Origin of the sequence: Vibrio sp. SALL6 (genome assembly GCF_002002385.1) — a bacterium.
Lineage (GTDB): Bacteria > Pseudomonadota > Gammaproteobacteria > Enterobacterales > Vibrionaceae > Vibrio > Vibrio parahaemolyticus.
The window spans coordinates 131970-151871 of record NZ_MQVK01000005.1 but is presented as its reverse complement, the minus strand read 5'-3'; the positions used below and the strand labels follow the sequence as shown (position 1 = coordinate 151871).

The 19902-nt window shown below is 44.1% G+C and carries 17 protein-coding genes and 1 pseudogene; 6 read left to right on the top strand and 12 right to left on the bottom strand.

The genetic code is table 11. The features are described 5' to 3' along the window. Nucleotides 1-2148 (top strand): annotated as a pseudogene (locus BIW15_RS01855) (calcium-binding protein); the annotation flags it as partial. Between the two features lie 57 nt (nt 2149-2205). On the opposite strand, the gene BIW15_RS01850 reads toward BIW15_RS01855, so the two are convergent. Both BIW15_RS01850 and BIW15_RS01845 read right to left on the bottom strand, forming a co-directional pair. Next, complete coding sequence (locus BIW15_RS01850; RefSeq protein WP_179115212.1) at nt 2206-3399, bottom strand: class I SAM-dependent methyltransferase; 1194 nt, start codon at nt 3397-3399, stop codon at nt 2206-2208. A gap of 183 nt (nt 3400-3582) precedes the next feature. Next, complete coding sequence (locus BIW15_RS01845) at nt 3583-4986, bottom strand: methyl-accepting chemotaxis protein (RefSeq protein ID WP_005490568.1); 1404 nt, start codon at nt 4984-4986, stop codon at nt 3583-3585. Nucleotides 4987-5077: 91 nt separating this feature from the next. Here BIW15_RS01845 and yccX point away from each other — a divergent pair, with 91 nt between their 5' ends. After that, nucleotides 5078-5350: an acylphosphatase gene (gene yccX / locus BIW15_RS01840; protein ID WP_005486991.1), complete on the top strand. Its 273-nt coding sequence runs from the start codon at nt 5078-5080 to the stop codon at nt 5348-5350. 2 nt (nt 5351-5352) lie between these two features. On the opposite strand, the gene BIW15_RS01835 is transcribed toward yccX, so the two are convergent. Beyond that, the gene (locus BIW15_RS01835) at nt 5353-5682 is read right to left on the bottom strand and encodes a TusE/DsrC/DsvC family sulfur relay protein (protein ID WP_015296771.1); all 330 of its coding nucleotides are present in this window, start codon (nt 5680-5682) and stop codon (nt 5353-5355) included. 408 nt (nt 5683-6090) lie between these two features. Between BIW15_RS01835 and BIW15_RS01830 the strand changes: the two genes are divergently transcribed. Beyond that, nucleotides 6091-6465, top strand: a complete 375-nt coding sequence (locus BIW15_RS01830) for a chromosome partitioning protein ParB (RefSeq protein WP_005490570.1) — start codon at nt 6091-6093, stop codon at nt 6463-6465. A gap of 76 nt (nt 6466-6541) precedes the next feature. Here BIW15_RS01830 and BIW15_RS01825 read toward each other — a convergent pair whose 3' ends face one another. The 5 genes from BIW15_RS01825 to BIW15_RS01805 all read right to left on the bottom strand — a co-directional run bounded on the left by BIW15_RS01825 (nt 6542) and on the right by BIW15_RS01805 (nt 11796). Then, nucleotides 6542-7210 (bottom strand): Bax inhibitor-1/YccA family protein, encoded by a 669-nt coding sequence (locus BIW15_RS01825; RefSeq protein ID WP_005494926.1) that lies wholly within the window; start codon nt 7208-7210, stop codon nt 6542-6544. A gap of 251 nt (nt 7211-7461) precedes the next feature. Beyond that, complete coding sequence (locus BIW15_RS01820) at nt 7462-8211, bottom strand: amino acid ABC transporter ATP-binding protein (RefSeq protein ID WP_005457131.1); 750 nt, start codon at nt 8209-8211, stop codon at nt 7462-7464. 23 nt (nt 8212-8234) lie between these two features. After that, nucleotides 8235-9332 (bottom strand): amino acid ABC transporter permease, encoded by a 1098-nt coding sequence (locus BIW15_RS01815; protein WP_005457129.1) that lies wholly within the window; start codon nt 9330-9332, stop codon nt 8235-8237. Between the two features lies 1 nt (nt 9333). After that, a complete protein-coding gene (locus BIW15_RS01810) occupies nt 9334-10539 on the bottom strand; it encodes an amino acid ABC transporter permease (protein WP_005457120.1) in 1206 nt (401 codons plus the stop codon). Between the two features lie 228 nt (nt 10540-10767). Beyond that, complete coding sequence (locus BIW15_RS01805) at nt 10768-11796, bottom strand: amino acid ABC transporter substrate-binding protein (protein ID WP_005457119.1); 1029 nt, start codon at nt 11794-11796, stop codon at nt 10768-10770. A gap of 461 nt (nt 11797-12257) precedes the next feature. Between BIW15_RS01805 and BIW15_RS01800 the strand changes: the two genes are divergently transcribed. After that, entirely contained in the window at nt 12258-13178 is a 921-nt protein-coding gene (locus tag BIW15_RS01800; RefSeq protein ID WP_020840604.1) for a bifunctional precorrin-2 dehydrogenase/sirohydrochlorin ferrochelatase, read from the top strand. 128 nt (nt 13179-13306) lie between these two features. Here the strand turns inward: BIW15_RS01800 and BIW15_RS01790 are convergent, their stop codons facing one another. Together BIW15_RS01790 and BIW15_RS01785 are read right to left on the bottom strand one after the other, a co-directional pair. After that, nucleotides 13307-13789 (bottom strand): YajQ family cyclic di-GMP-binding protein, encoded by a 483-nt coding sequence (locus tag BIW15_RS01790; RefSeq protein ID WP_005457116.1) that lies wholly within the window; start codon nt 13787-13789, stop codon nt 13307-13309. A gap of 34 nt (nt 13790-13823) precedes the next feature. Further along, nucleotides 13824-14876 (bottom strand): 3-deoxy-7-phosphoheptulonate synthase, encoded by a 1053-nt coding sequence (locus tag BIW15_RS01785; RefSeq protein ID WP_005457114.1) that lies wholly within the window; start codon nt 14874-14876, stop codon nt 13824-13826. 382 nt (nt 14877-15258) lie between these two features. Between BIW15_RS01785 and BIW15_RS01780 the strand changes: the two genes are divergently transcribed. After that, nucleotides 15259-15756: a DUF4442 domain-containing protein gene (locus BIW15_RS01780; RefSeq protein ID WP_005457113.1), complete on the top strand. Its 498-nt coding sequence runs from the start codon at nt 15259-15261 to the stop codon at nt 15754-15756. A 17-nt stretch (nt 15757-15773) separates the two neighbouring features. Here BIW15_RS01780 and BIW15_RS01775 read toward each other — a convergent pair whose 3' ends face one another. After that, nucleotides 15774-17126 carry a hypothetical protein gene (locus BIW15_RS01775; protein WP_005457111.1) on the bottom strand — a complete coding sequence of 451 codons (1353 nt, stop codon included), beginning with the start codon at nt 17124-17126 and terminating at the stop codon, nt 15774-15776. Between the two features lie 191 nt (nt 17127-17317). Between BIW15_RS01775 and BIW15_RS01770 the strand changes: the two genes are divergently transcribed. Further along, a complete protein-coding gene (locus BIW15_RS01770; protein ID WP_005457108.1) occupies nt 17318-18151 on the top strand; it encodes a S1 RNA-binding domain-containing protein in 834 nt (277 codons plus the stop codon). A 282-nt stretch (nt 18152-18433) separates the two neighbouring features. Here BIW15_RS01770 and rsmF read toward each other — a convergent pair whose 3' ends face one another. Continuing rightward, nucleotides 18434-19870: a 16S rRNA (cytosine(1407)-C(5))-methyltransferase RsmF gene (gene rsmF / locus BIW15_RS01765; RefSeq protein WP_025509112.1), complete on the bottom strand. Its 1437-nt coding sequence runs from the start codon at nt 19868-19870 to the stop codon at nt 18434-18436. Nucleotides 19871-19902: the final 32 nt, after the last annotated feature.

Below are 19902 nucleotides of genomic sequence, written 5' to 3'. Positions count from 1 at the left end.
GGTCCGGAAGATACGGTTACGGTCACCATGACTGGTCCAGCGAATGTCGTAGAAGGTGACACCACCACAGAGTACACCGTGACACTGAGCGATCCGGCGCCAGTCGGTAGCATCGTCACGCTCGTTTATAGCTACGCCACCGCGTCAGGTGATGACATCACCGAAACCACTCAAGCCATTATCGGTGCGGATGGTGTGACCGCCACGTTTACCATCGATACAGTGGATGATGTTTACGCCGAAGGCGATGAAGTATTCCGTGTCAGCGTGTCGGGTATTGTAGATGGTGATAGCAATCCGATTTTTGAGGCATTAGATGTTTCAAATGCCTTTGTTGACACCACCATCAGTGATGAAACCGACCCAGGTCCAGAAGATACCGTTACCGTCACCATGACCGGTCCAGCAAATGTCGTGGAGGGCGACACCACCACGGATTACACCGTGACACTGAGCGATCCGGCGCCAGTCGGTAGCATCGTCACGCTCGCTTACAGCTACACCACTGCATCGGGTGACGACATTACTGAAACCACCCAAGCGATTATTGGGGCGGATGGCGTAACCGCCACGTTTACCATTGACACTGTCGATGATTCCGATGACGAGCCGGATGAAGTCTATCGAGTTAGTGTGGCTAGTATTGTCGATGGTGACGACAATCCTATTTTCGAGGCGCTTGACCTCACTAATGCGTATGTTGATACGACCATCATCGATAATGATGAGCCGAATACGCCACCAATCGCTCGTGATTTCATCATTTCCCTCAATGTCCAAGAAGGCATTTTCCCTGTTCAGGATGTAGAGTTCGATGGGCTAACTAGCACCAATGAACAACGAGTTGAAGACATTGAAGATGATGCAGTTGCGGCCAATGATGGTGATATTCTAATACAGGTTGTTGACCTCCCTGAACACGGAGAGTTGTATTATGTGGATGGTAATGGTCAGGAAGTCATTATAGATGAAACCACTCAGTTCCCTGAAAACACAGAGGTTAAGTACCGTTTGACTGATGACTTCTTTGACGAACAGAGCTTTGACTCAGCTGACCTTCTTGAAGACCAAGGTAAAGATATCTTGGTTAATTCCTATACTCCTCCTAACTCGAACTTAACGTTCACTGGAGGTCAGATAATTACTGTTGGTAACAGTATCATCTTTGATTCTGATGCTCAGATCTCAGTCGATTTTGCTAATCAACAAGTAGGGTTAGTTGTTGTTTCTCCGAATGAAACGGGACAGGGTGATGAAATCAGTACTGGTGAATATATTACGTTAGAGTTAGATGAAGATTTATCTGCAAACGAAGCGAAACTGAATTTGGCTAGTCTGAATGACCGTTTCAACAATGGTGGTGCATGGTTAACAGCATACATCTTCCTGAATGGTGCTCTTGTTGATGTTCAGCAGTTTTACTCAACGGATATTAACTATACCAGTAACCATGAAGGATCCATCGCAGTTTCATTAGCGAATGGTAGTTTTGATGAAATCCGACTAACACCAGAGACAGATAGTTCGAGTAATAAAGCGAGCTTTACCTTAGTTGGGACTGAAATTACCAGTTTTACTGACGTTAACGATGACTTTACCTATCAAGCTATCGACACTGATGGTGCAATTAGTAACGAAGCAACGGTAGCGGTTGATTTCGAGAACGTCACTGTAGATGCTGTCACGGCGCTTGGTTATCAAACCATGGCATTAAATTCTGAGCTGAATCTCATCATGGGTACAGATGGAGACGATATTCTGGTTGGTACCGACGGTAATGACATGATCATCGGTGGTTTAGGCAACGATATCTTAACGGGCGGTGAAGGTGATGACGTCTTCAAGTGGACAGAAATGCAGTCCGCAACTGATACCGTGACGGATTTCAGTGATGGTGATCAGCTTGATTTTACCGATGTATTTGATGATATGACGGGTACTGACATTTCCACATTGCTTGATGATCTTGGTTCTGGAGACTACCGAGGACGCGTAGATGATATAACCGTAGAAGTGACTGAAAGTGGAGGTAACTCGACATTGACGATTAATAAAGATGGTCAACAGTTAGAAGTTAATTTCGATGGCGCATCGGCCGCAGATATCGCCAACAGCTTAATCAGTAATCTCGAACAGTTGAGAGAATAAGAAAAACGGAGCGAAAGCTCCGTTTTTTATGTCGTTCCGATAATCGCCAAAGAGCGATTAAAGCACTTTACAAGCAAAGCCTTTTAGGTAGAAACCTTCTGGGTATGCCGTATCGGTTGGGTGATCTGCGGCTTGTTCAAAGCGCTCAACAAATTTCACTTGGCGGTTTGCGTCTACCGCTGCGTCAGCAATGATTTTTTGGAATAAAACTTGGTCCATTAAGCCAGAGCATGAGTAGGTCAGTAGCGTGCCACCAGGTTTTAGAATTTGCATCGCCAACATGTTGATGTCTTTGTAACCACGACATGCGCCATTTAGTTGCGCTTTGCTTTCTGCAAACTTAGGTGGATCCATGATAACCACATCAAACTGAGTGCCTTGGTCACGGTATTCACGAAGCAGTTTAAATACATCTGCGTTTAAGAAAACAGCGCGCTTTTTCGAGATATCAAACTCGTTCAGCTCTGCATTGTATTTTGCTGTGTCCAATGCTGGCTGAGATACATCCGCATTGATTACGCGTTTTGCGCTGCCTTTCAGTGCGTAAAGACCAAAGCCACCTGTGTAAGAGAAGCAGTTAAGAACTTCTTTATCTTTAACGTACTTCATCGCTTGTTGACGACTGTCACGCTGGTCTAGGTAGAAGCCTGTTTTATGTCCACCTACAATGTCGACACTGATTTTCACGCCGTTTTCTTCGATGACGACAGATTTTGGAGGCACTTCACCGTGCAATACGCCAGTGGTCTCTTTCAAACCTTCTTTCTTACGTACTGCTACGTCAGAACGTTCGTAGATATTGCAATCAGGGAAGCATTCAACCAATGCATCTACAATCGCTTGCTTGTTGTACTCTGCGCCTGCGCTGAGCAATTGACATACGAAGAAGTTTTGGTAGCGGTCAATCGTCACGCCCGGCAAGCCGTCAGATTCAGCGGCGATGAGTCGGTAACCCGTTAAACCATCACGTTCAATCACGTCTTCACGAAGAAGTTGAGCATTTTGAAAACGCTTCACGAAAAACGCTTTGTTGATTTCTTCTTTTTCAAAACTCCAAATACGAGCGCGGATTTGAGATTCTGGAGAATATGCCGCTTTTGCTAGCCATTTACCGTCGTGAGTGAACACATCAACTGTTTCGCCAAGAGCGGGTTCGCCCTCAACTTTACCGATGCCTCGAGAGAAGATCCAAGGGTGCTTGCGCTTAACCGATTTCTCACGACCTTTAACCAAATAGATAGCAGCTGTCATTTCATTTGCTCTTGTTGAATTTTGAAAGGGGCGTATTGTCCGGGATGTTGAGGGCAAAAGCAATATCCCTCAACAATCCAGTCATTTGCTAAACGGTCGGTATCGTTAGTCATTATCGTCGGCATAGCTGTTAGCTGGCATAAAAAAGGGCCACTTGCGTGACCCTGATAAACTGATATTTGCTTATGCTCTCAAACCTGTGAGGAGAGATTCCATCGTATCGCTTTGCTTACGCAACTGCTCGACGTTTTGCGAGGTCGTGCTGATCATATTGCACACATTATCTGCTTGAACTCGGATTTCTTCGACACTTGCGGCGATGTTATCTGCAACGACACCTTGTTCCTCAGCCGCAGTCGCAATTTGAATACTGCTGTCTGAGATGGTTTGGTTTTTATCGGCAAGCGAGCCAATCTCTTGGTTTACTTCTGCCATCAGGTTTTGACCTTCGTTGGCATTGTTTACCGTAACTTCCATAAGTTTGGTGAGGGATTGGCTGTTACGTTGTAACGATTCAATCATCGCTTGGATTTCAACGGTTGCTTGCTGAGTACGCCCCGCAAGAGCACGAACCTCATCCGCAACCACGGCAAAACCGCGACCTTGCTCGCCAGCACGCGCGGCCTCAATAGCGGCATTCAATGCCAGTAGGTTGGTTTGTTCTGAGATACCGTTGATTGTTGTCACGACTTCATCAATTTGCGCTGCGTTTGCATCTAGCTCTTCAACCGCTTGAGAAGCAGATTGAATCTCATTTGACAGATTTGAAATCGAGTGAAGCGTGTTTTCGACTTTCACTTGGCCTGACTGAGCCACACTACGTGCATCATCCGTCTGTGTGCTTGAGTCGTGAGCCAGTGTCGCAACTTCACGAATCGTTGACGCCATCTGCTCCGTTGCACTTGCAAGAGAGTTGAGGTGTTCTTGTTGCGTCGCAGAAATTTCAGAACTGTGGTGAATCGATTGGTTCAAGTCCGAGCTGATTTGCTGCATAAGAGCGACAGACTCTTGGATGGATTGAACCATTTTTTGTTCACGCTCCGCGACTTTATCAATCGTGATGGCGATTTCACTGAACTCATCACGAACAGGGAAGAAATTCATCCGCGCGGTTAGGTCGCCATCAGCAAGCGTGTTTAGCGCCTTGTTCATGGTGAACATTGCGCCACCGATGAACGTCATGATGTAGTAAACACCCAGCGCGAGAACAAACAAGCTCACGCAGATGATGCTCACTTGAGTCATTGATAGGGCAGTCCACAGAGAAAGCTCATGATTCGCAACCAAACTGAATGCGCCATTCAATACCGATACAGATTGCGGTCCTGTGCCAATAGAGACTGTCTCTGAACCCGCAATAAGATTTGCTACTTGAGCTTGAGAAAGATTGCCAGCCTCTATCAGCCCTTTCATGAGCATCAACTCTTCCTGATACATACCTGAGATCAGAGAATTAGCCGCGCTATTGAGGACGAGAGTAAGAATGACTAGAGCAAGAAGAGGAAGAATGAAGAGCAAGTAGAACTTTTCTTGAATCTTTAAGTGAATGAGATACTTATCAATCCAGCGGAAAGGAATTTCTTTCATAATTATTATAACCATACGAAAACCCACTATCCTTAGTGGGGTGAATAAGACAAAACGAATATATCACTCAATAATCAGATGCGGTACAAAGATGAACGTAAAGTGTGAGAGATTTATAGTTAAAGGTCACGTTCAAGGGGTTGGCTTTCGTTACCATACTTCGCACCAAGGTTTAAAGCTTGGTTTAACGGGCTACGCGAAGAACTTGAACAATGGCGATGTAGAAGTGATGGCTTGTGGGCCTAAAGAGAAAATTGACCAGTTTTGTGAATGGTTACAAGAAGGTCCGCGGACGGCGACAGTAGAAAGCGTTACGCGAGAGAGCGTATCGTACAAACCATTCCGCGGATTTAAAATTCTATAATATTACAGGCACTTAGCTGGTTTAGGTAAACCTGCTAGCTTTGTTGCTTGTTTTGCTGGGCCTTTTTTGAACAGCTTGAACAAATATTTGCTGTTGCCTTTTTCTGGGCCGTGTGCCTTTTCCATTGCCTTGACAAGCATTCGCACTGCTGGAGAGGTATTAAACTCTTCATAAAACTCGCGCACAAAATGCACAACTTCTAAATGAGCATCAGTAAGTTCGATGTCTTCTTCTTTTGCTAAAAGCTCAATCATGCCTTCTTCCCACTGAGTATGATCCAGTAGGTAGCCTTGAGCATCAGTTTCAATTTCTTTGCCGTTGTAAACGAACATAACGTCTTATCCGTTAAGTGAACATGGATGTTTATAGATTAGCGCACACGTTAGGAAGTTCTCAACAAAAGAATCCTGAAGTCGTACTGAGCGAAGCAAAAGCATACAAAGTAGCAGGGCTTTAATGAATACTGATGATGTGTCCAAAACTCACTACTATGCAGAAAAATAATAAATTATTCAGCTTGTTAAAAATTTAACGGGGGTAATACCAAGACATTTGCATTTATATTCAGGTTTATTCATTTTTATTATCGTTTTTTGATAGTCAGCTGTCTAATTAATGAAATTTTGTTTAAGGATGAATCGGTTACGACGTTGTGTTTATTCCTTTGGGTCGATATTCTCTGGGTTTGATAACCGACCTGTGCTCAGGTTAGAAACAACACTCATGACAAGGAGTCAGTCATGTCGACACAACGTTACATTGAGATTAATGACAACGTAAAATCCACTTGGTCTATTGAGCGTATTTGGAAGCTTGCAGAATCCTTACCCGTAGAAGAAATTTCTATTGATGACATTAAAGGTCCGAATGAGGTGACCTGGTTTAGTGATGAAGGGCCGCAGCCAACCTGCCGTGAAATAGCGAAACATTGCCAACGCATTAACAATGCCGATGTATCGTATCCCGTGATCTTAACTAGTGACTACCGAGTCTTTGATGGTATGCACCGAATCGCCAAGCAAATCATGTTAGGAGAGGAAACGATCAAAGTGAGACGCTTTAGAGAAAATCCAGAAGCAGACGAAGTTATCGAGTTGTCTGTAGAGCAGGCGTAATACACTGAATTGCACACAAAGAAAAAGCCCGAAGGAATTACCTTCGGGCTTTTTGATTTTACTTAACGAGAAACGATTAATCGTCGTTCATGATGCCTAGAATGCTTAGTAGGCTAGTGAACAAGTTAAGGATGTTTAGGTACATCGAAATTGTTGCACTGATGTAGTTTGTTTCTTCGCCACGAACGATACGACTTGTATCGAATAGGATGAAACCAGAGAACACGAGTGCAGAAACACTGCTGATTACTAGGTGAGCCATTGTGGAACCAACGAAGATGTTAATCAGCGCTGCAACGATCACAATGATCAAACCTGCCATCAGGAAGTTGCGCATGAAAGAGAAATCTTTCTTGCTTGAAATGGTGTAAGCCGATAGGCCAAGGAACACCATACCAGTCAAACCTAGAGCTTGAGCAATGATAGTAGGACCGTTTGGAATTGATGCGTAGTAGTTAAGCATTGGACCTAAAGCACCACCCATTAGAGTCGTGAAAACGAATGTCCAAACGATACCAGATGATGAGTTGATTGCCTTTGGCATAACAAAGAACAAAATACCAATCGCGGCAAGCTGCATCACAATCGCCATGATTGGTGAAATTTGCATTGCCATAGTCGCGACTGCTGCGATAGCACTGGTCATCAGTGTCATCGACAGTAGGAAGTAAGTGTTTTTCAGTACTTTGTTAGTTTCAAGTGTATTAGGAACACTTGTTGAACGAGTAAACATTGGACTGTTCATAATTATCCTCAATAAGGGAGTTTACTATTGGTACATTTATGGGGCTGAAAGTTCAAAAAATCAAGCCCTTTCCATGCATATCCTAGATAAAATGATAATGGAAATAAGATGTTATGTATGTGGCAACTTGTAACACAATATTACCACCAAGAATTTTTGCGTTGATGCTCACAACGATTGGTGATGTAAATGACAAAAAGCACTGACTTCATTCGAAATCAGTGCTTTTAAAGCGTTATCTGCGTTGATGATTAATGATGCAGGATTTGCGCTAAGAAGTTTTGCGTGCGATCCGATTGAGGATTCTCAAAGAAGTCGACCGGGTTGTTCTCTTCTATGATTTCTCCTGCGTCCATAAATATCACGCGATCGGCGACTTCTTTAGCAAAGCCCATTTCATGGGTTACACACAGCATGGTCATGCCTTCTTCCGCCAATTCGACCATAACGTCCAACACTTCACGCACCATTTCAGGGTCGAGCGCGGAGGTGGGCTCATCAAACAGCATGACTTTAGGACTCATACACAATGAACGGGCAATCGCTACACGTTGTTGCTGACCACCAGATAACTGACCTGGGTATTTATCGGCTTGGTCTGGGATTTTAACGCGTTTGAGATATTTCATCGCAACCGCTTCTGCTTCCTCTTTCGGCATCTTTTTCACCCAAATTGGCGCAAGTGTACAGTTTTCCAAAACTGTTAAGTGTGGAAAGAGGTTAAAGTGTTGGAAGCACATTCCGACTTCACGTCGAACGGCTTCGATGTTTTTCAAGTCTTCCGTAAGCTCTGTTCCAGAAACAAAAATGCTGCCTGCTTGATGCTCTTCAAGGCGATTGATACAGCGAATCATGGTCGATTTCCCTGAACCTGAAGGGCCACAGATAACGATTTTTTCGCCTTTCTTTACATTTAAGTTGATGTTTTTTAGTACGTGAAACTCACCATACCATTTGTTCATGTCCTTCAACTGGATCATATAGTCTTGTTGTTGCGTCATAATACGTCCTTGATCTTGATGAGTTATCGTTTGTGACCGGTATGAAGTTTGTTTTCGAGCCATATTGAGTAACGTGACATACCAAAACAAAATACCCAGAACACTAACGCGACAAATACATAACTTTCGGTAGCAAAGCCGAGCCATTCGGGGTCGGTGTTTGCTGCTTGTCCAATACCGAGCACATCGAACATACCGATGATCAGTACCAGACTGGTGTCTTTAAATAGGCCAATGAATGTGTTTACGATGGAAGGAATGGTGATCTTAAGTGCCTGTGGCAAAATGATCAGGCCTGTTTTCTTCCAGTAACTCAAACCTAACGCATCGGCAGCTTCATATTGTCCTTTTGGAATGGCTTGCAAACCACCACGTACCACTTCTGCCATGTAAGCCGCGCTGAACATGACCACGCCAATTAAGGCACGAATAAGTTTGTCCGTCTCGGAACCTTCAGCTAAGAACAGCGGTAACATAACGGACGCCATGAATAGTACGGTAATCAGTGGAACGCCACGCCATACTTCAATGTAAATCGTACAGATGCTGCGTATGATGGGCATATCAGAGCGTCTACCTAGAGCCAGTGCGACACCGATCGGTAATGAAACCACAATACCAACAAGCGCGATGATCAGTGTGACCAGCAAGCCGCCCCATTTGTGCGTTTCAACCACTTCCAAGCCAAACACACCACCGTAGAGAAGCGCAGCAACGATAAACGGATAGATGTTGACAAAGAACAGCCAAATCCATAAGCGTTTTGGTGTTTTTTCATAGGCAAGAAGCACAGTGAAAATCGCGAGCGTGATGTAAAACAGGCGAGGGCGCCAAAGTTCTGCTTCTGGATAGAAGCCGTACATGAACTGCTCCCAGCGAACACTGATGAACACCCAGCATGCACCTTCTCGGCTACAGTCATCACGCGTTGAGCCTATCCAGTCAGCATTAATGAATGCCCAATCGACAATGTGCCAAAGCGCATTAAAAACGATATAAGCAAGAATAAGCGTGACAATGGAGTTGACTGGGCCATTAAACAAATTCTTGCGTAACCACCCAACCACGCCAACGGTATTTGATGGTGGCGGGAGATCGGGCTGAAATTGATGTGTACTCATATTATCTCTCCACCAGCGCAACTTTGCGGTTGTACAAGTTCATCAACGCAGACGTAAGCAAGCTCAGCGTTAGATAAACGCCCATTGTCATTGCGATGATCTCAATGGCTTGTCCTGTCTGGTTCAAGGTTGTACCAGCAAACACAGAAACCAGATCCGGATAACCAATAGCCATTGCCAACGAAGAGTTCTTCGTTAAGTTCAAGTATTGGCTTGTGAGTGGAGGAATGATGATTCTCAAAGCTTGAGGGATAACAACCAGCTTGAGCGTTTTAGCACGAGGCAAACCAAGTGACATCGCGGCCTCTGTTTGACCATGACTCACCGCGTTGATACCGGAGCGTACGATTTCCGCAATAAAGGCGGCGGTGTAAACACTTAACGCCAATAGCAGAGCTGCCAACTCAGGAATGATACTGATCCCACCTTTGAAGTTGAAACCTTTCAGTTCTGGGTATTCCAAAGAGATTGGCATACCAGAAACGAAGTAAACCAGCAGAGGCAAGCCAACGAGAAGCCCTAAACCAATTCGTCCCATCGGGGTTTGTTGGCCTGTTAGGCGTTGTTTGTTTCTAGCCCAAATAGAGATAGAGATCGTAGCGATAAGCCCGATAACAAACGCAGCAATTACCACGCCACTGCCTTCATTAAACACTGGCGCAGGGAAATAAAGCCCACGCACGTTTAAGAAGATAGCTTCGCCAAGGCTCAAACTTTGTCTTGCCGATGGTAATGCTTGCAGTACTGCGAAATACCAGAAAAAGATTTGCAGAAGAAGGGGGATATTTCGAAACGTCTCAATGTAAACCGCAGCTAAACGGCTAACCAACCAGTTTGTTGAGAGACGCGCTACACCCATCGTAAAACCAATCGCGGTGGCGAGAATAATACCCAGAACAGAGACTAATGCTGTATTCAAAAGACCCACGATAAACGTTCTGCCGTAAGAATACGTTTCGTTATACTCAATGAGAGTTAACCCGATACCAAAACCAGCTTCTTGGTTCAGGAAACCAAAGCCTGTCGCGATGCCCCGAGCATCGAGGTTATTTAACGCATTGTTGATGATGGTATAAAAGAAAAATACCAGTGCAGCTATAGCAATGATCTGGAAAATAGCAGAACGAAAGGCAGGATTATAAATCAAGCTCTTGCTTCCGCTCGGTTTGGACATCGTACTTGGCGATGTATCTTTAGTCGGTTTCATACAGCGATAACCTCAAACCTTAGTTATAGATATCACTCTGTATAAATAAGTGGTTGTCCCTAAAGGCTTAACCTAGTGTTAGCTTGCAATAGATTTGTAGCGCGAGTTACTCGCCCAAACCCATATCATACTGACCAAGGCTTATTCCAGCCAATGAGCGATCCTTACTCATCCAGATTGATATATTCAAGAAAAAGGGCGGCATGAACCGCCCTGATTAACTCGTTTCTAACGGATTGGTGGCGCGTACATGAAGCCGCCGGCATTCCAAAGTGCGTTAACACCACGAGCGATCTCTAAAGGCGAACCTTTACCGACTGTGCGCTCAAAGCTTTCGCCGTAGTTACCCACTTGTTTGACGACTTGGTAACCCCAATCATCACGAATACCTAGGCCTTTACCTTTCGGACCATCAACACCCAAAATACGTTTGATGTTTGGATCTTGAGATTTCAACATCTCATCCGCATTCTTAGAGGTAATGCCATATTCTTCCGCATTCACCATTGCTGCTAACGTCCACTTAGCGATGTTGAACCACTGATCGTCGCCTTGACGAACCACAGGGCCAAGTGGCTCTTTAGAAATGATTTCAGGAAGAACCGCTGCAGAAGAAGGATCTTTCAGATTCAAACGAAGTGCGTACAGACCAGATTGGTCAGTCGTTAGCACGTCACAGCGTCCGGCATCGAAACCTTTTGAGGTTTGCGCCGCCGTATCAAACACCACAGGTTTGTACGACATGCCACTGTTGCGGAAGTAATCCGCTAAGTTGAGTTCGGTTGTTGTACCTGACTGTACGCAAACTGACGCACCATCAAGCTCTTTAGCGCTAGAAATGCCAAGATCTTTCTTGACCATGAAACCTTGACCGTCATAGTAGTTAACGCCAACAAAGTTTAGGCCGAGCGCAGTATCTCGGTGTAGAGTCCAGGTAGTGTTACGAGAAAGCACATCGATTTCACCCGATTGAAGTGCAGTGAAGCGTTCTTTCGCGGTTAGGGGTACATATTTAACTTTCGTTTTATCCCCAAGAACGGCTGCAGCCAGTGCTTGGCAATATTCTACGTCGATACCTTCCCATTCACCTTTTGAGTTAGGGTTTGAGAAACCAGGTAGACCGGTACTTACGCCACAAGTAAGGAAACCTTGTTTTGTGACTTTGTCCAGAGTCGTGTCTGCTGCTTGTGCTGATGTCGCCATCATGGCAGTAGAAGCCGCTACGACGGAAGCAAGAATTGTTAGTTTGTTTGCCATTTGTATCCTTCCTGTATGATCCATGTTTAATCAGGAGTGACCTGAAATAACTTGTCCAATTTATTAGTATTTATTGTCCTACGTGGTTGATTTTCGAAGAAACGGCAATCGATAAATCAACCAGTTATAAGCGTAGGAAAGGATCTGTTAATTCTCAAATATATAATTTAAATAGAGTTTTGAGAGAACTTCCAAAGCTCCTTGAGAATTAGAATGACGAAATGTTAATTGTTTGTAAATAGTGCAAAACTCGGTCAATTTGGTGCATCAGAACAATCAATAGAAGAGTGAATAAAATGAGAGAATAAAAAGTTGTTATTAAATCTATCATTAGCCTAGCTCGACTGAGTTACGCAAAAATTTGAACAAAAATTATTTGTGATGTCGAAACAGGGTGATGTGTTTGCCCCATTTTTGGTAGCATGAGTAGCAATAGCAAATAAGAGTAATCATGGATTGAAATGCGATATTTTCCTCTGTTCTTAGATTTAGTGAATAAACCAGTACTTGTTGTTGGTGGTGGAGAAGTGGCGAGCCGTAAAGTGGAAGCGCTACTCAAGGCTGGGGCGAATGTCACCATTGTTTCTCCAACTTTGGTTGAGTTCTTATCAAGGCTTGCCGATGAGCACCAAATCCATTGGGTGCAACGCTTTTATTCAAGTGACCTTGTCACAAAACGTTTTGTTCAAGTATGGGCCACCACTGATAACCCAGAGTTGAATCACCAGGTGTATAAAAATGCCAAAGAACTTGGCATTTTGGTCAACGTCGTAGACGACAAACCGTACTGCGACTTCATCACACCTTCAATGATCAACCGTGGCAGAATCCAGATTGCAATTTCAAGTGGCGGAGCGTCTCCGGTACTGATTCGCAATATTCGTGAAAAGCTTGAAGCGATTCTTCCTCAGAACATGGGCTTGATGGCCGAGTTTGCCAACTCGAAACGTAATTCGATCAAAGAAGCGTTACCAAGTGTCGATTTACGCCGTAAGTTCTGGGAGCAGTTCTTCTCGAATCCTGATGTTGAAAACGCGCGTAATAACCGTGAGCTTGAAACGATCTATCAGGCAACGATGGCAAACCCATTGGATGAAAAGGGTAGCTGTACTTGGATTCACCTCGGGAAAGACATCGAAATGCTGCCAATCAAAGCCGTTCGCTACATGCAGCAAGCCGAACTCGCGCTGTACTCGACTAAGTGTGAATCAGATGCAATGGAGTTGGTAAGAAGAGATGCCGAACGTGAGGCCTTTTCAAATGCGGCAGAACTGTCTGATAAGTTAGCCAAAGCGAAAAAAGACAACTTACGTGTGTGCGTGTTCATTCCTCAAGGCACAAGCGAATTCATGTTGCTGCAAGGGCAAGATCTTGTGATTTAGTTTGTGGCGCTTTAGCAAAAACAACGCTCTCCAAAATACTGACAATAAAAAAGCGCCGACGAAAAATACGTCGGCGCTTTTATTTTTGCTTCTTCTAACTGGTATCGAATACCAATTAGCAAAACATATTAATCACGGAAGTTGTTAAACTGGAACGGTTGGCCTAGCTCTGCTTCACGGATTGCAGCGATAGTTGCTTGCAGGTCATCACGTTTCTTACCAGTTACACGTACTTTGTCGCCCTGGATAGACGCTTGTACTTTTAGCTTCGCATCTTTGATTAGCTTAACCAGTTTTTTCGCTGTCGGTGTATCGATACCTTGGCGGAACAGGATATTTTGATGCCAGTTTTTACCCGTTACTTCTGGGTTTTGAGCGTCCATTGCGTTTGCATCAACATTACGTTTTGCCAAGTGGCCACGTAGGATGTCGCGCATTTGCTTAAGCTGGAAGTCACCTTCCGCAGACACTTTTACGTTTTCTTCTACTAGCTCAAAGCTCGCATTTACGTTGCGGAAATCGAAACGAGTAGACAGTTCACGGTTAGCGTTATCAACGGCGTTACGTAGTTCAACGGTATCGATTTCTGAAACAATATCAAACGATGGCATGAAGATTCCTTGATTATCTCGTTATATGGATGAATTACTTAGTGGATTTTACAGCTTCTGCCAGCATATCTAGCATCGTTACTGTATCGTCCCAACCTAAACAAGGGTCAGTAATTGATTGACCGTAAGTTAGGTTGTTAATGTCAGTCATTGGCTGGTTGCCTTCCATAATGAAGCTTTCCGCCATGATACCCGCAATGCGAGTGCTGCCTGACTTAATTTGAGTACAAATGTCACTTGCAACATCAAGCTGTTTTCGGTGCTGCTTCTGACAGTTTGCATGGCTGAAGTCTACAATAAGACGTTCAGGTAAACCAAACTCAGCAAGTGAATCACACGCTTGCTTCACAGATGCTTCGTCAAAGTTTGGACCTTTTTCGCCGCCACGCAAAATAATATGACCGAATGGGTTGCCACTTGTGCGGTACACCGTCATACGACCATTCTTATCTGGCGAGTAGAAGTAGTGTGAAGCTTGAGATGCACGAATCGCATCAATCGCGATTTTCACATTACCGTTTGTGCCATTTTTAAAGCCAACAGGGCAAGATAGCGCTGATGCCATTTCACGGTGAATTTGAGATTCTGTCGTACGTGCGCCAATTGCGCCCCAAGTGATCAAATCCGCAATGTATTGGCCAGTGATCATATCAAGAAACTCAGTAGCAGTCGCAAGACCAAGCTTGTTGATATCCAGTAGCAGTTTACGAGCTTTGTGAAGGCCAGCTTCAAGCGCATAAGAACCGTCTAGGTTAGGGTCGGTGATAAGACCTTTCCAACCAACTACTGTACGAGGCTTTTCAAAGTAAGTACGCATAACGATAAATAGCTCGTCTTTGTACTTATCTTGGATTTCACTCAGGCGTTTCGCGTAATCAATTGCGGCTTCAGTATCGTGAACAGAACATGGACCAACGATAGCAAGAAGGCGATCGTCTTCACCTGTTAAAATGTTTTCAATCTGACGACGAGATTGAGCGATGCGATCTGCAACGTCATCCGTGATCGGATGTACACTACCTAGCTCCGCTGGGGTAGGCATTGGACCCAAAGGTTGGGTTCTCAATTCATCTGTTTTTATAGGCATGTTATAGCTTTATTCTCTATTGCGAAGGGGTAAAGATAACGGAATTACAGGCAGGAATAAACCGTTTCACGGGAATCTTCCCCAGGAAATACCGAATTGTATACAAAGGTGTTGGTATTCATTTAAATGACTTATGTATAAATGACAAAACTTGATCATTAAATCAATATATATACATTTGAATTTATAACCTTTTCTTCTATCTCACCTTCGGTCAAGCGAGTTTAGTGCGACGAACCTCATGCTTCTCTATTCGAGCGAGGTGACGCTGTCACTAAAAGTATGCTCAATAACTGTCTAGATCTAGCTTTTGTTAACATTTCTTTGACATCCATTTCGTTCGTTGATTAACTGGTCAGAGTAGTTTGGTAAGGAGACCAACATGTTATCAGCAGTACGTCGCGCAAATTTGTATCTCAATCTCTTTGGTTTTTCGAAAGTGCCTCTGATTTGGCTGTGTCACCCAAAAATTATCGCCATTGATAGTAAGCACGTTGAAGTGCGCATTCCACTTCGACGACGAACAAAGAATCACCTAAACAGTATGTATTTTGGTGCATTAGCTGTTGGTGCTGATGTGGCTGGTGGTTTTCTTGCGATGAGCAAAGCTCAGGAAAAAGGCGAGGCGATTTCTTTAGCATTTAAAGGAGTGAAAGCGGAGTTTTTAAAACGTCCAGAAGCGGATGTTCATTTCGTTTGTAATGACGGCCATGTCATTGATGAGATGCTAGACCATACCATTGCCACTGGAGAACGTGTTAATCGTGATGTGAAGATCATCGCACTGTGTCCGAGCCTACATGGGCAGGAGCCGATGGCAGAGTTTGCGCTTACTCTATCCATAAAAAAAGCAGCTCAACATACAAAGAAGGCTGCTTAATAGTTTGAATCCGTTTTTTAATTGAGCTCGATTTTCTCTATAGAGACTATTTTCGAACGGTTAAGCACGACTTTCCAACGGTAGTAAACGGGCGCATCAGTGTGGTTGTCTTCTTTGACGATCACATTGAGTAAATGACGTTTCTCTACAGACTCTTTGGTCACTTGCCCTTCATTTAGACGATAAACGCGGTTTGAGCTCTTATCCATTAGGCGGATGATCGGGCGCAAACTGATGTTCAACGTTTCTCGAGTCTGTTCATAACCACTTAAAAAGAGCGACGTCGCCATTTCTGTTTTTTCATGGTAGTGAAGAATTTGTTCTTCTCTTTGAACGACGCGTTTTTTACGAATCTGTTGAATCTTGTCTGGCAAGCTCGATAGCGTTTTATAATCAAGCCATTCTAATTTTTTACCGACGACTTTCTTCGTCGTCGGGTCGATGTACTTTTTTCGCCACTTAGGTTTGCCTTTACGAATCCAACGCCACATCGCATCACGCAGATCATCTTTAAAAATCTCGCGTAAAGCATAGATAAAAGACATCGCTATAATGAAAGACGCAGAGATCTCGCCAAGGTAGTCTCGGGCTAGAATAACGGTCGATGTCACTACGACCATAACCAAGCCCGTCGCAATCCCTTTAATCGCTCGCTTGATGTTGTTACCCATGGAGATAGTTTGCTCACGCAACACAATAGGGTGTTCAATCAGACGCCTTAACAAACGCATTTTGTTTGAAAGACGCGTCACGTCTTCAACCACGCGTGGAGAGTTGTATTTGTTTAGCTTGCGATGCGCTTGTTCTTTCTCACACAGAGTAATCAAACGCTGTTTAATGGTGCTGTAATCGCCTTCTCGAGGAAGATGAGCAACGAGAGACAAAAACTTCTGCTCGGTATACCACGACAAATAATTATCAATATTAACGTAGTAACGCTTTAAGTTTTCTTCATAAGGGATAGAGCGTCTCAAGCGTTTTAAGATCTCAAGCGTCAACTCAATGACTTCGTCCACTTCATCTTCTGTAACGGAGTTGCTCTCGTGCTTATTCAAACTCGCCACTGCTTTATCTAATGCGATAACGTACTGGTAGGCGAATAAACTCAAACTTACGCGGTATTGCTGATTAGAAAGACGTCCGCGCTTGGCTAATCGGCTGTGAACAAGCGGCAATAGAATTTCTGTACTGTAATAAGCACGTTGCTGAGTGATAGAAGTGTAATAAAATTCGGATTCACTGATGATGTCGGCGTTTAAACCAAGCTCACCAGGCACAAAGAAGTAAATATCTAGGTCGACACTTTTGCTTTCTGCGAGCGCGTGGCTAATTTTTAATGTTACTGAGTCTTGTTTATCGACGGTGACCAAAGAAAGCTCCTGACTTTGCTAAAGCACTCTAGCCTTACGTAATGTAGTTGAGCGTGTAAGGTCGAGATTGCTAAGAGAGTGACTGGGGCAAATAGCCGAGCAGACAGCATAACAGAGAGGTTTGCTTTTCTCTCTGATTTTCTTGTTAGTTTAGGTATAATTCCGTGTAAATTTTAAGAGAGACAATATCAATGATTAAAATTGGTCAAATTAACAGCTTAGAAGTCATTAAAAAGGCTGATTTTGGCGTATTTCTGGATGGTGACGATTACGGCTCTGTTCTGCTGCCTAACAAACATGTACCTGAAGGCACTGAACTTGGCGATCACATCGAAGTATTTTTGTACTTTGACTCAGAAAGCCAACTTGCTGCGACCATTGACAAGCCAATCGCTCAAGTAGGCGAGTGGGGCTTGATGAAAATCGAAGGCATCAATCAAACGGGTGCATTCGTAAACTGGGGCATTAAAGAGAAAGACCTTCTTATCCCATTTAGTGAGCAACGAGCTCGCTTTACTGCGGGTCAAAACATTCTGGTTTATGTTTATACCGATAAAGCATCGGGACGTATTGTTGGTACGACGAAGTTCAACAAGTGGCTTGATAAAACGCCAGCAAACTACGAAGTAAACGAAGAAGTTGATCTGATTATCGCGGAACGCAGCCAACTTGGTTACAAAGCGATTGTAAACGGCAAACACTGGGGCATGATTTTCCCTTCTGATGTATTTGGTAAGCTGTTTATCGGTAAAAAACTGAAAGGTTACATCAAGCAAGTCCGTGAAGATGGCAAAATTGACTTATCCCTACAAAAAGTCGGTGTGGCGAAGATGGATGATCTTTCAAGCAAGATTATTGATCTCTTGGAGAAGAAGGGCGGTTTCCTTCCTCTGAACGATAAGTCTTCGCCAGAAGCGATTTTTGATGCTTTCCGTACAAGTAAAGGCACGTACAAAAAGACCATCGGCGGTTTGTACAAGCAAGGTAAGATTGTGATTGAGAAAGACGGTATCCGTCTCGCTTAACTTATCTGCTTAAACGCTAGAAAGCAGCCAAAAAAACGGCCCAAACTCTTCCATTTTTTGGGCCTAGGGGAAACGGCTCTACAGAGCCTGCGCTAAACTTTCGTCAACCATTTATTGGGTGGTTAACGTAGAGAGAAATGCCGTATCAAAGCGTTACTTTGATATCTTCAGTTTAGTACAGCGAGCTTGAATCGCTAGCAGCCCTACGAGCTTTCATACTTACGAACTAAAAAGCCATCGCAAATACGATGGCTTTTCATTTATTTATGGTTCGTCATTTCTTTAAAATAAGTTCTTATCTCGTACTAACTCACGAGGAAGACCATTTTTAATGCGGTTACTGACCCACTTACCTAAACCGATAATCGCACCTTGGTACTTAACTAGCACTTCGCCTTTACCTGTTTTCAATCCTTCTGGAATGATTTGAGGACGAACATCACGGCCCATGTACCATTCACGTGCTTCTTCAATCGTTAGCTCAATAGCGTTGCTTTCAGCACCCGTCGCCAGCGCGGTAGCGACTTGGTGTTGCCAACGGTAGCCATTTTTATGTGCTTCAGCGATTTTAATGCCCATGCGAGAAAAACGTAATTCGCCAATCATAGGCTCAAGCGCATCTGGGAATAGCCAAACGTCTTTATCTCGGAGCCAAACCGTACTTTCGGAAGGTAACTCAATATCCAATGCGTTGTGTAGTTGCTTTGAAATCTCTTCTGATTCTTTCTTCGACGCTTTTACGAACGGGAATTTGCCCATGCGCTTTTTCACTTGTGGCGCCTCTACAGAATGGTGTTTGCGAATACGCGCAACAAAGAAGCCTTCACAGTCATAAACCTGAGGGAAGATGTGTAAGAAACCTTCTTCTGTTAATGCGGCGTTTGCATTTTCAAATAATCCATCCAGACTCTCAAACTCAACCGCGTCACCAAAGGTTTCTTTTAAGTGATGGCAAACTTGCTGGTTTTCCTCGGTACTTAACGTACACGTTGAGTAAACTAGCACGCCACCTGGCTTAAGTGCGTGGAATGCGCTTTCAATGAGATCTTTTTGCGTATCTGCGATTTCTAGAACGGACGCTTGTGTCCAGTTCTTCATGGCATCTTCATCTTTACGAACTGTGCCTTCCCCAGAACAAGGGGCATCAAGCAATACAGCATCAAATTGTTCAGGTAACCAACCACCAAAAACGCGGCCATCAAAGTTGCTCAAAGCGGCATTGCGCACACCACAGCGTTCGATGTTGGCATGCAGAACTTTTACGCGGCTTGCCGCGTACTCGTTCGCGACAAGTACGCCTTCATTTTTCATTAATGCGGCGATCTGCGTGGTTTTTGAACCTGGTGCAGCAGCGGTATCTAGTACCGCATCGTAAGATTCGTCATTCATGAATAGGGCAGATACAGGCATCATCGAGCTGGCTTCTTGAATGTAGAATAAGCCAGACATGTGTTCTGCTGTGTTGCCTAATGGTACAACCGACTCGTCGGCTTCAATCCAAAAACCAGTGTCACACCAAGGGACGGGTGACAATGTCCATCCTTTGTCTTCCGCGCGCTTAACAAAGTCTTCCACACTCATTTTGAGCGTGTTTACGCGGATACTTTTGCGAAGAGGCCTTTGACATGCAGAGATGAAATCTTCCATGTTGAGGTTCGCAGGAAGGATAGTTTGGATTTTTTCCAGAAACGCGTCTGGGATGTAAACATTAGGATGCAATGTGGAATCTCGTTTGCAGAATTTGCCGCAAA